Here is an 11,139-nt window from a genome sequence, read left to right as displayed (position 1 = left end):
CCGTCCCGGCCGCCGGGTCAGGCGGGGCTCGGGGTCAGCGTGATGACCGTCTCGGTCGCCGCGTCCACGGCCGCGCGGCCGTAGAGCATCGGCACGTAGTCCTGGCGCCCCCAGACCGGGGCCAGGTCGGCGTAGTGCGGACTGCCCGGGTCCCCCGACTGGCCCGGCACGTTGATGAAGACCGAGCGGTCCCAGTCGCCCACGTCCACGACCATGCGGAACGAGGCGCCATGGGTGAGCCGGAACGTGTCGGTCCGGTACGCCGCGTGCATGACCGATGCCGCGGCGCCACCCACGGGCAGCGGGCCGACGTCCCAGCCGGATCCGGGCGCCAGGGCCGTCAGCGGGTGCGCGAACAGCGCGTGGTGCAGGCGGCCCCAGGACCAGCCCGCGGGGTCGGCGCCCATCCGCTCCCGGCAGGTGCGAAGGCCGGCGCCGAGGGCGTCGGTGAGCAGGGACGCGCGGGTCGCCGGGTCGAGACCGGTCTCCAGCCGCTCGATCAGGCTCTGCGTGTCGCCGGGCGGGAGGAGGCGGCGTGTCCCGGCATCGGGCACGAGCGCCGCGACCAGGGCCGGGCGGAGGTGCCGCACCCAGACCACCTCGATGAGGGCGGCCGCCGCGGAGCCGTGGTGCAGCGCGCCGTCGAACGCGGCCAGCAGGGCCTGGGCCGCGGCGGCGTCGGGATCGCCCGCCGCCGGCAGGGCGCGCATCAGGTCGGCCAGCCGCCGGGCCGGCTCGGAGACCACGTCGCCCTGGAGCGCCCGCGAGTCCGCGAGGCTGTGCCGGTCCTGCCCGCCGAGGACCGCCCGGATGCGGCGGGCGCGCCAGGGCTCGGCCCACTCGAACCCGACCCTCCAGTCCTCCGCGGGATAGTCCGGCGGCAGGTTCATCTCGTTGGCGGTGGCGAGCCAGCCCGCTTCCGGATCGACGCTTCGGGGCAGGGCGGCGGGATCGTGGAAGCCGGCCCAGTCGTAGCGGCCGTCGCCCGGCACCGGCAGCAACCCGTCGTGGCCGGGCCGCACCGGCGCCTTGCCGGCCATGAACCACGCGATCCGCCCCGCCGTGTCGGCGTAGAGCTGGTTCACCGAGGGTGCGGACCAGTGGCGCAGGGCCTCGCCGAAGGCCTCGGGCGTCGTGGCGCCGAGATAGGCGAGGCTGCCGAGATAGGCGGCAGCGCCGGGCTCCGACCAGACGGTCCGAAGCGCGAAGGCGCGGCCCCTCTCCTCGCGGAGCACCGGCCCGTGCCGGGTGAAGCCGAGGATCACGGTCTCGTCCGGGCCGCCGCGCACCGGGATCCGCTCGGCGACGCGCGCGATCCGTTCCCAGCCGTCGCCGGAGCGGTAGCGGTCGGGATCGGCCGGGTCGGTCTCGCAGACGAACAGGTCCTCCTGATCGATCGGCGCGATGGTGAGGCTGAAGGCGGCCCGGCCGTTATGGCCGATGGAGATGCCGGGCAGGGCCGGCTCACCGGCGCCGATCACGTCGAGGCCCGGCGCGGTGAGGTGGACGGCGTAGCGCAGCGAGGGCTGCAGGTAGACCCGGTGCGGGTCGCTCGCAAGGATCGGCCGCCCGGTGGCGGTGCGGGACGGCGCCACCGCCCAGTTGTTCGAGCCCTCGGCCGGCTCCTTCGGCGCGGCGCGGGGACCGCGCGTGACGGTTCCGTGCGCGTCGACCTTGGACCAGTCCCAGGCCTCGGCGCGCGTCGCCGCCGTCCGGTCCGGGTCGAACCCCACCGTCGCCGTGGCCAGCCTGAAGGCGTCGAGGAGGTCGTCGGGCCAGTCGGCGGCGTCGAGCCCGTCCGGGATGACCGGCTCGTGGGGCGGGCTGATCCGCTTGCGCAGGTCGTCGACGGCGAGCCCGTCCGCCGGGCTCCGAGCCCGGGCGAGCACCCGGGCGCGGGCGACCTCGGAGAGGACGTTGCGGATCAGCGCGTGGCTGCGGATGCGCACCACGTCCTCCGGCTGCCACGGGGCCGGGCGCGTGTCCGTCACGGCGAATTCCGGCGGGCGCAGGTCGGGCCGCGCCTCGGTGAGGGCGACGTAGGCGTTGATCCCCGCCACGAAGGCGGTGACGATCGCCCGCGTGTCCTGCGGCCCGTAGGCCGCCCACTCGGCCGCCATGTCGCCGCGGTAGAGGAACAGCCGGGCGGCCCGGTCCTGGGCGAGGTAGCCGGGTCCGAAATCCGCCGCCAGCAGGCCGAGGCCGCGCTTGCGCCAGAGGTCGAGCTGCCAGAGCCGGTCCCGCGCCGCGTTGAACCCCTGCGCGCGGAAGGCGTCGAGCGCGGTGCCGGCGCGGATATGCGCCAGCCCCCAGCGGTCGACGCGGATCTCCGCCGGCCCGTCGAGGCCGGGGAGGGCGTAGGCCGTCCCGCTCACAGAGCCACTTCGATGAGATGCGGCCCCTTGCTGGCCAGCGCGTTCTGGAACGCCTCGATGAAGTCCGGCAGGGTCTCGACCCGCCGCCCCGCGACGCCGAAGCCGCGGGCGAGGCTCACCCAGTCGATGGCCGGATCGTCGAGGCTGAGCATGCCCAGCGCCTTCGGACCGGGATTGAGCGCGCCGACATTGGTGAGTTCGGCCCGCAGGATCGCGTAGGACCGGTTCGACCAGACGAGCGTCACCACGTCGAGGTGCTCGCGGGCCTGGGTCCAGAGCGCCTGCACCGTGTAGAGCCCGCTGCCGTCGGCCTGCAGGTTAATGACCTTGCGGTCGGGGCAGGCCACGGCCGCGCCGGTCGCCATCGGGATGCCCAGCCCGATCGAGCCGCCGCTTAGCTGGAGCCAGGTGTGGGGCGCGGCGTCCCGGGTCAGGGCGAAGAAGTTGCGGCCCGTGGTGATCGACTCGTCGCAGATCACCGCGCCCTCGGGGATCAGCGCGCCGAGCACCTGCCCGATCGTGTCCTGGTCGAGGGGACCGGAGGTCGGGAGCTTCGGCCGCGGCCCGACGGCGACCGGCTCGGCGGGCGGGGCCGCGACGGCCTCGGCGAGCCGCTCGAGGGCGTCGATCTGGTCCTCCTCGGGCGTGGCCAGCGTGATCGTGGTGCTGCCCTCCGGCGCCAGCAGGCTCGGCTTGCCCGGATAGGCGAAGAAGCCCACCGGCGGCGTCGCGCCGATCAGGATGATGTGGCGGAAGCCCTTCAGGGCGTCGATGCCCTGGTCGATCGGGTAGGGGAGGCGCTCGATCGGCACGGCGCCGGCGCCGCGATCGATCCGGGCGTTGGAGGTCATCGCCATCAGCCGGGCGCCGGTCTTGCGGGCGATCCGGTCCGCGATGACCCGGCCCTCGCCCCGCACGGCCCGGTCGCCGAGATGCAGGAGCACCGGCTCGCCGCTCTGGAGAGCCTTCACGGCCGCCGCGATTGCGTCGTCGCCGGCCCGCGCCCGCTCGGGGATCGGCGGCACCGGCGCGGGGCCGTCGCCGGGATCCCAGGCGGTGTTGGCCGGAAGGATCAGGGTCGCGACCTGTCCCGGGGCGGTCCGGGCGGCCGCGATGGCGGCGGCGCCGTCGGAGCCGATCTCGGTCGCGCTCATGCCGGTCCGCACCCAGGAGGACATCGGATGGGCCAGCCCCTCGATGTCCGAGGTGAGCGGCGCGTTGTACTCGCGGTGGTAGGTGGCGTGCTCACCGACGATGTTGACGACGGGGGTGCGCGCCTTCTTGGCGTTGTGGAGGTTGGCCAGCCCGTTGGCGAGGCCGGGCCCGAGATGGAGCAGGGTCGAGGCCGGCTTGTCGGCCATGCGGGCGTACCCGTCGGCGGCGCCGGTCGCCCCGCCCTCGAACAGGAACAGGACGCAGCGCATGCCCTCGACCCGGTCGAGGGCGGCGACGAAGTGCATCTCGGAGGTGCCGGGATTGGTGAAGCAGACCTCGACCCCGCCCTCCACGAGGGTCCGGACCAAGCTCTCGGCCCCGTTCATGGCGCGCGGCGTCTCGTCGGTCACGGGCGTCTCCTTCGGGGGCCGGCCGTCCGGGCTGGCGACTCGCATTTTTTATTATCGTGGCGCAGCGGGCGCCACGCGCAAGGGGCGACGTCCGGCATCTTCTGTTCGCCGGACGCAGGGCCTAAGCCTGAGCGTGGCGCGGGAATTGCGCCCGGCGCGCCGCAACTTCGACGATTGGGATCCGGATGACATCTCGCCGCCTGATTGCCGCCGCCCTGGCGGGTACCGTGGCCCTGACGGGATCGGCCAGCGCCGAGAGCGTCCTGCGCATCGCCATGACGGCGAGCGACATCCCCACCACGACGGGCATGCCCAACAACGGCTTCGAGGGGATGCGCTTCCTCGGCTACCCGATCTTCGAGGGGCTGGTGCAGTGGGACCTCAAGAGCACCACCACGCTCGCCGGCATCGTCCCGGCGCTGGCTGAGCGCTGGGAGCAGGACCCGAACGACAAGACGGTCTGGACCTTCCACCTGCGCCAGGGCGTGAAGTTCCACGACGGGACGCCGTTCAACGCCGACGCGGTGATCTGGAACCTCGACCGCTACTTCAAGAACGACAGCCCGCAATTCGAGCCGCAGGGCGCGGGCATCTCCCGGGCGCGGGCGCCGCTGGTCGGGAGCTACAGGAAGGTCGACGATTCGACCGTGCAGATCACCACCACCCAGGTCGCCTCGTACTTCCCCTACATGGTGGTCTACCTGCTCTTCACCTCGCCCGCCTCCTTCGAGAAGGCCGGGCGCGACTGGAGCAAGGTCGCGGCCCTGCCGGCGGCCGGCACCGGCCCGTTCAGGATCACCCGCGTCGCCCCGCGGGAGGCGGTCGATCTCGCCAAGTTCGACGGCTACTGGGACCCGAACCGGATGGCCAAGGTCGACAAGGTCCGGCTGCTGCCGATCCCGGAGGCGAATGCCCGCGTCGCCGCCCTGCGGGCCGGCCAGGTCGACTGGATCGAGGTGCCGGCGCCCGACGCGATCCCGTCGATGAAGCAGGCGGGCTTCACCATCACCACGGGCTCGTACCCGCATGTCTGGCCCTATTTCTTCAACATGGGTGCCAAGGACAGCCCGCTGAAGGACGTCCGCGTCCGGCAGGGCCTGAACTACTGCATCGACCGGGCCGGGATCGTGGAGCTCCTCAACGGCACCGCCGAGCCCGCGAGCGGGTGGCTGAACGACCGGGACCCGAATTTCGGCAGCCCGAAGAACCGCTACACCTTCGACGCCGCGAAGGGGAAGGCGCTGCTGGCCGAGGCCGGCTACACCGACAAGAAGCCGCTGAGCCTCAAGGTGATGATCTCCTCCTCCGGCTCGGGGCAGATGCTGCCGATGCCGATGAACGAGTACCTGCAGGAGAACCTGAAGCAGGCCTGCAACGTCGACCTGACCTTCAACGTGGTCGAGTGGCAGGTGCTGCTGAATGCCGGCCGCGCGCTCCCCGACGCGCCGACCCTCCAGGGCGCGATGGCGCTCAACGTCTCGTCGCCCTCGTCGGACCCGGCCGTCATGGCGCGCTACTTCGCGGGCGACCGGTTCCCGCCGAACGGCTTCAACTTCCCCACCTGGAAGGACGACGCGTTCGACGCCGCCCTCAAGGCGCTGGCCGAGACCACCGACGCGAAGGTGATCGACGCCCAGACCAAGGTCGCCCACGAGCGCCTCGTGGACAATCCGCCCTGGCTGTTCGTCGTCCACGACCTCAATCCCCGCGGGATGTCCAAGAAGGTCCAGGGTTTCGTCTCGCCGCAATCCTGGTTCGTCGACCTCACCCTCGTCAGCGTGCAGTGACCCTATGCCCGACATCGATCCCGTACACGCCTCCGCGGCCGAGCTCGGCCGCGCGATCCAGGCGCGGACCCTCTCGCCGGTCGACGCCGTCGACGCCCTCCTCGGCCGGATCGACCGGCTGGAGCCGAAGCTCCAGGCCTTCACGGAGGTCTTCGCCGCCGATGCCCGCCTCGCCGCCGAGGGGGCCGACCGGGCGATCCGGTCCGGCCACGCCTTGGGGCCGCTCCACGGCGTCCCGGTCGTGCTCAAGGACCTGATCGACCTGGAGGGCCGGATCACCATGGGCGGCTCGGCCGCCCACCGGGCGCGCCGGGCCGCGCGCACCGCGACGATCGCCCGGCGCCTCATCGGCCAGGGCATGATCGTGCTCGGCAAGACCCACACGGTGGAGTTCGCCTACGGCGGCTGGGGCACGAACCAGCATCTCGGCACGCCGTGGAATCCCTGGGATCCGGAGACGCCGCGCACCCCCGGCGGGTCGAGCAGCGGCACCGGCGTGTCGGTGGCGGCCCGCATGGCGCCCTGGGGCATCGGCACCGATACCGGCGGCTCGGTGCGCCTGCCGGCCTCCTTCTGCGGGCTGACGGGCCTCAAGGTGACGGTCGGGCGCGTCTCGACCTGGGGGATCGTGCCCCTCTCGATGACCCTCGACACGCCCGGACCGCTGGCCCGCACCGTGGAGGACACGGCGCTGCTCTACGAGGCGATCTCCGGCCCCGATCCCCGCGATCCGACGACCCGCGGGGTCGCGCCGGACGCGCCCTGGCCGGCGCTGAACCGCGGGGTCCGCGGCCTGCGCCTCGGCCGGATGCCGGCCTCGGAGCGGGACGGGGTCGCCCCCGACATGCTGGCCGCCTACGACGCGGCCCTCGATCTCCTGGCCACCCAGGGCGCCGAGATCGTCGACGTCGTCCTGCCGTTCCGGTTCAGCGACTGCGTGGCCATGAGCCAGATCACCAACGCGGAGGCCTACTTCGTCAACGGGGATTTGGCAGAGGATCCGTCGGCACAGCTCGGCGACGCCGTCCGGGCGCGGATCCTGGCCGGCGCGAACGTCTCGGCCCAGGAGTATCTCGGCACGCTCCACCGCCGAGCCACGATGAAGCTGCAGTACGACGCCGCCCTCGCGGGCATCGACGCCCTCCTGACGCCGACCACGGAGAGCGCGGCCGTCGCGCTCGACGCCGTCGACGAGGCGCACCTCCCGTCGCGCTTCACCCGTTTCGGCAACCTGCTCGATCTCTGCGCCCTGGCGCTGCCGAACGGCTTCACCGCGTCCGGGCTGCCGCTCTCGCTGCAGATCGTCTGCCGCGGCTACGAGGAGACGACGGCGCTGCGGATCGGACAGGCCTACCAGCGCGCGACCGACTGGCACCTGCGCCGGCCGCCGGTGTGAGACCCGCGGAGTCTCGGCGCCTCCGGCGTTCGGCAGCGGACCTGCCGACGCCCCCATCCTGCGGGAGACCGCGGGCGATCCGGTGACGCGGAGACGGGATCCACGGCCCCGTCACGCCCGCCAGAAGGTCAACAGCCACCAGACGCCCGTCAGAACGAACCAGAGGAATCTCACACCTCTGATGAATTCATTGATCCCGAGGTACTCCATGAGGAAGCCGCCCAGGCAGGCCACATAGATGAAGGCGATGACCGTGGCCGTGGCCGGCATGAGGATCCCGAACCCCCAGACCGCGGCGACGACGGCGAGGCCGAACGCGCACAGGACTAAAGCGAGAAGGACGGGATGCGCCGCGCACCACTCCGCCACCCTGTCGTTGTCTGCAGACACGTGCTGCATGTGCGCCCCCGAATCGATGACTGACATCGACCATAAGGGCCGCGGCGTCCGGTTCTCGTGACGACGCGCACAGGATCGGCGCGGGCCCGGCGGCGGATCCACATCCTGCGTGCGGCGGTGCCGGAGCGCGGCCGCGTCAGGCTGCGCCGTTCGGGGACGGATCGATCACGCGGCCGGAACCTGCCCGGCCACGACGACGCCGAGCGTGTCGAGGAGCGACGACCGGGCACGGCTGACCCGGCTCTTCACGGTGCCGACCTGGCAGCCGAGCATGACCGCGGCCTCCTCGTAGGTGTGGCCCTCGGCACCCACCAGCAGCAGCGCCTGGCGCTGCGCGGAGGGCAGGTCGCCGAGACGCTCCCAGACGACCTTGAGGGTGCTGGCATCCTCCTGGTCGGACGGGCTGGTCATCTGCCCGGCATGCGTCCCGTCCACGTCCTCCACCTCCCGCCGCGTCTTGCGCAGGTCGGTGTAGAACTGGTTGCGCAGGATGGTGAACAGCCACGCGGTGAAGTTGGTGCCGGGCCGGAACCGCTGCTGGTTGGCCCAGGCCTTCACGAAGGTCTCCTGCACCAGGTCGTCGGCGCGGCTCACGTCGCCCACGAGCGACAGGGCGAAGGTGCGCAGGGCCGGCAGGGCCTTGATGATGTCGCCGCGGAAGTCGAAGGGGACCGTCTCGCCGTGCGCCGTGACCGCCGCCTCGAAGCGGGACACCAGGGCCGCGAGCTGCGCCGGCAGGGGCTCCAGCTCCACGACCTTGAAATACTCCCGGATCGGCAGGGCGAGGTGCTGGCCGATGGAAGCGGCGTAGCCGGCCCCGTCCCGGGTGCCCGCGCCTCCGTCTGGCCGGTCCGCAGCGTCCTCAGTCATGAACGGTTCCGCCTCCAACGCTGGTATACTGGAATAGCTCTAACGTCGGTAGCGGTGGAATCCTGAACCGATGCCAAACGCTCCCAATTGTGACAGGGAATTTAAGCATGGTGACCGGGGTGACAACGGCGGCCGGATCCGGGCCCCCGGGCTGGCAGCGGCGGGCCGGTCGATGCAGAGTGCGCAGCGTCAGGAGAGCGGGATGACCCACGATCACGCGCAGCACGCGCATGGCCACGACGATCACCACCACGATCATCACCACGGCAGCGACCTGTCGCCGGTCGAGGCCCGGGTGCGCGCCCTGGAATCGCTGCTCACCGAGAAGGGCTACGTCGACCCGGCGGCCCTCGATGCCCTGGTCGAGCTCTACGAGACCAAGGTCGGCCCCCACGCGGGGGCCCGGGTCGTGGCCCGGGCCTGGACAGATCCCGCCTTCCGGGCGCGGCTCCTGGCCGACGCCACGCCGGCCATCGCCGAGTTGGATATCGGCGGCCGCGGCGGCGAGCACATGGTGGTGGTCGAGAACACGCCGGAGATCCACAACCTCGTCGTCTGCACCCTGTGCTCCTGCTACCCGTGGCCGGTGCTCGGCCTGCCCCCGGTCTGGTACAAGGCGCCGCCCTACCGGGCGCGGGCGGTGATCGACCCGCGCGGCGTGCTCGCCGAGTTCGGCGTGACGCTGCCGGAAACCACCCGCATCACCGTCTGGGACTCGACGGCCGAGACCCGCTACATGGTCCTGCCGATGCGCCCGGCCGAGACCGAGGGCTTCTCCGAGGAGGCCCTGGCCGCCCTCGTCACCCGCGATTCCATGATCGGTACGGGCCTGCCCAGGGCGATCCCGGTCGCGCCCGCGGAGATGCCGGTATGAACGGAGCCCAGGATCTCGGCGGGGCGCACGGCTTCGGGCCGGTGGTGCCGGAGCCGGACGAGCCAGTCTTCCACGCCGCGTGGGAGCGCCGCGTCTTCGCGCTGGCCATGGCCATGGGCTACACGGGCGCCTGGAACCTCGACGGCAGCCGAGCCAACCGCGAATCCCTGCCGCCGGCGGAATATCTCGCGTCGAGCTACTACGAGATCTGGCTCAGGGCGCTGGAGAAGCAGGTCGTCGGCACCGGGCTGGTGACGCCGGCCGAACTGGCGAGCGGCCGATCCGCGGAGAAGGCCAAGCCCGTCGCGCGGGTCCTGGCCCGCGAGGGCCTGGAGCAGCGCTTCCGGGCCGGCTTCCCGAGCAGCCGCGCCGCCGATGCCCCGGCGCGCTTCGCGGTCGGCGACGCCGTCCTGGCGCGCAACATCCACCCGACCGGCCACACGCGGCTGCCCCGCTACGTGCGCGGCAAGCGCGGCCGGATCGTGCGCGTCGACGGGGTCTACGTCTTCCCCGACACCAACGCCTACGGGTCGGGTGAGAACCCGACCTGGCTCTACACGGTCGCCTTCACCGCGCAGGAGCTGTGGGGCGAGAGCGGCGACCCGGGCGGAGTCGTCACGGTGGCAGCCTTCGAACCGTACCTGGACCCCGCGTGACCGCGCCGTCGCCCAGCCCCTTCGCGGCGCCCTGGGAGGCGCAGGTCTTCGCCCTGGTGGTCTCCCTGCGCGAATCCGGGCTGTTCACGTGGTCGGAATGGGCGGACCGCCTCGGCCGCCAGATCCGCCCCACCGAGGCCCCCGAGCAGGCGGCCGATTACGGCGCGTGGCTCGCGACGCTGGAAGCGCTCCTGGCCGAGCGGGGCGTGGCGGGGCCCGAGAGCGTCGCGGCGCGGACCGAGGCCTTCCTGCGGGCCGCGGAGGCCACGCCCCACGGCCAGCCGATCCGCCTGGAGAACGACCCGCTCTACCGGCCCTGAGCCCGCAGGCTGTCGAGCGGCACCGGCGCGGCGTGCGACCGGCCGCTCATCAGCTGGTCGAGCAGGGCCAGAACCTCGGCCCGCCCGCAATTGCGGGCGGGCTCGAACGGCGTCCAGGTCTGGGTGAAGTCGAGGCGCTCGAACACGTCGCGGTAGCGGCGCAGCTCGCTCGGCGTGAGCGGCACCCCGCGCACGAAGGCCTTGTGGGCCGAGATCGTGGTGGCGCGTCGGAAATCCGCCGGGTCGAGCTCGAACTTCAGGGCGTCGCCGCAGAAGCAGATCTTTCGCCCACGGTCGTACAGGATCGCGTGGCCATCGAAATGGCCGGCGGTGCGGTGCAGCTCCAGCCCCGGCAGCGGCTCGAGGAAATCGTCGTAGGGCCAGCTCACTTGCAGCGCCGCGCTCCACGTGAAGTCGGCCGCCGGCAGGCACAGCTCCGGGTCGAACCGGTCCTGGAGCTGCGTCAGCGCCCCGTAGGAATGCGGGTGCGAGGCCGAGAGCACAGCCATCCCGCCGAGCCGCTCGATCTGGTCGAGGGCGGCCTCGCTGAAGACCGGGCAGCCCTCGAAGCCCATGTTCCCGTGCTCGGTCTGGATCAGATAGGCGGACGGCCCGATGCCGGAGACCGGCTCGTTCCAGTAGCGCCAGACGCCCGGCTCGAGCTCCTGCCAGTGGCAGGGAAAGGCCTCCTGCGCCTCGCGGGCGGTGCGGAAGCGCCAGCCGTCCTGCGGCACGACGTGGCGGGCGTCGAGGCACATCGGGCAGGCGGCCGGCACCTCGAAGTGCCGTTGCCAGAACCCGCAATTGTCGCAGGTGTAGGCGGGCAGCTTCAGGGCGCCCGCGAAGGGCAGATAGCCGGGCATCGTCTGGGACCTTCCTCGGGGCAGTGTCTATAAG

10 protein-coding genes are annotated in these 11,139 nt (G+C 72.4%); 5 read left to right on the top strand and 5 right to left on the bottom strand.

The window, feature by feature from the left end; genetic code table 11:
• Positions 1 to 17: 17 nt before the first annotated feature.
• Positions 18 to 2,375: a penicillin acylase family protein gene (locus tag ACX9MN_RS01325; protein WP_489723560.1), complete on the bottom strand. Its 2,358-nt coding sequence runs from the start codon at positions 2,373 to 2,375 to the stop codon at positions 18 to 20.
• On the bottom strand, positions 2,372 to 3,916 hold the full coding sequence (locus tag ACX9MN_RS01320; RefSeq protein ID WP_489725201.1) for an acetolactate synthase large subunit: 1,545 nt from the start codon (positions 3,914 to 3,916) through the stop codon (positions 2,372 to 2,374). Before ACX9MN_RS01320 ends, ACX9MN_RS01325 begins: the two co-directional genes overlap by 4 nt.
• Before the next feature lie 209 nt (positions 3,917 to 4,125).
• Between ACX9MN_RS01320 and ACX9MN_RS01315 the strand changes: the two genes are divergently transcribed.
• On the top strand, positions 4,126 to 5,727 hold the full coding sequence (locus ACX9MN_RS01315) for an ABC transporter substrate-binding protein (protein ID WP_489723559.1): 1,602 nt from the start codon (positions 4,126 to 4,128) through the stop codon (positions 5,725 to 5,727).
• 4 nt (positions 5,728 to 5,731) lie between these two features.
• The gene (locus ACX9MN_RS01310) at positions 5,732 to 7,123 is read left to right on the top strand and encodes an amidase (RefSeq protein WP_489723558.1); all 1,392 of its coding nucleotides are present in this window, start codon (positions 5,732 to 5,734) and stop codon (positions 7,121 to 7,123) included.
• A 111-nt stretch (positions 7,124 to 7,234) separates the two neighbouring features.
• Here the strand turns inward: ACX9MN_RS01310 and ACX9MN_RS01305 are convergent, their stop codons facing one another.
• Together ACX9MN_RS01305 and ACX9MN_RS01300 are read right to left on the bottom strand one after the other, a co-directional pair.
• The gene (locus ACX9MN_RS01305) at positions 7,235 to 7,522 is read right to left on the bottom strand and encodes a hypothetical protein (RefSeq protein ID WP_489723557.1); all 288 of its coding nucleotides are present in this window, start codon (positions 7,520 to 7,522) and stop codon (positions 7,235 to 7,237) included.
• A 165-nt stretch (positions 7,523 to 7,687) separates the two neighbouring features.
• Complete coding sequence (locus ACX9MN_RS01300) at positions 7,688 to 8,392, bottom strand: sigma-70 family RNA polymerase sigma factor (RefSeq protein WP_091924839.1); 705 nt, start codon at positions 8,390 to 8,392, stop codon at positions 7,688 to 7,690.
• Positions 8,393 to 8,594: 202 nt separating this feature from the next.
• Here ACX9MN_RS01300 and nthA point away from each other — a divergent pair, with 202 nt between their 5' ends.
• Genes nthA through ACX9MN_RS01285 form a run of 3 tightly spaced genes read left to right on the top strand, consistent with a single transcriptional unit; the run spans position 8,595 to position 10,242 of the window.
• On the top strand, positions 8,595 to 9,266 hold the full coding sequence (gene nthA / locus ACX9MN_RS01295) for a nitrile hydratase subunit alpha (RefSeq protein ID WP_091681267.1): 672 nt from the start codon (positions 8,595 to 8,597) through the stop codon (positions 9,264 to 9,266).
• Positions 9,263 to 9,922, top strand: coding sequence for a nitrile hydratase subunit beta (nthB, locus tag ACX9MN_RS01290; protein WP_489723556.1), 660 nt, complete (start codon positions 9,263 to 9,265; stop codon positions 9,920 to 9,922). The genes nthA and nthB overlap by 4 nt, the downstream gene beginning before the upstream one ends.
• Positions 9,919 to 10,242 (top strand): nitrile hydratase accessory protein, encoded by a 324-nt coding sequence (locus ACX9MN_RS01285; RefSeq protein WP_056525624.1) that lies wholly within the window; start codon positions 9,919 to 9,921, stop codon positions 10,240 to 10,242. Before nthB ends, ACX9MN_RS01285 begins: the two co-directional genes overlap by 4 nt.
• Here ACX9MN_RS01285 and ACX9MN_RS01280 read toward each other — a convergent pair.
• On the bottom strand, positions 10,230 to 11,105 hold the full coding sequence (locus ACX9MN_RS01280) for an MBL fold metallo-hydrolase (RefSeq protein WP_489723555.1): 876 nt from the start codon (positions 11,103 to 11,105) through the stop codon (positions 10,230 to 10,232). The two genes, ACX9MN_RS01285 and ACX9MN_RS01280, sit on opposite strands and share 13 nt — an antisense overlap.
• Positions 11,106 to 11,139 lie beyond the last annotated feature (34 nt).

The organism is Methylobacterium sp. 1A, assembly GCF_058072805.1.
This window is presented reverse-complemented; position numbering and strand designations above follow the sequence as displayed.

Coding starts and splice junctions, on each gene's coding strand:
- nthB (WP_489723556.1), top strand. CDS start 9,263: ATGAACGGAGCCCAGGATCTCGGCGGGGCGCACGGCTTCGGGCCGGTG.
- ACX9MN_RS01310 (WP_489723558.1), top strand. CDS start 5,732: ATGCCCGACATCGATCCCGTACACGCCTCCGCGGCCGAGCTCGGCCGC.
- ACX9MN_RS01315 (WP_489723559.1), top strand. CDS start 4,126: ATGACATCTCGCCGCCTGATTGCCGCCGCCCTGGCGGGTACCGTGGCC.
- ACX9MN_RS01305 (WP_489723557.1), bottom strand. CDS start 7,522: ATGCAGCACGTGTCTGCAGACAACGACAGGGTGGCGGAGTGGTGCGCG.
- ACX9MN_RS01300 (WP_091924839.1), bottom strand. CDS start 8,392: ATGACTGAGGACGCTGCGGACCGGCCAGACGGAGGCGCGGGCACCCGG.
- nthA (WP_091681267.1), top strand. CDS start 8,595: ATGACCCACGATCACGCGCAGCACGCGCATGGCCACGACGATCACCAC.
- ACX9MN_RS01320 (WP_489725201.1), bottom strand. CDS start 3,916: ATGAACGGGGCCGAGAGCTTGGTCCGGACCCTCGTGGAGGGCGGGGTC.
- ACX9MN_RS01280 (WP_489723555.1), bottom strand. CDS start 11,105: ATGCCCGGCTATCTGCCCTTCGCGGGCGCCCTGAAGCTGCCCGCCTAC.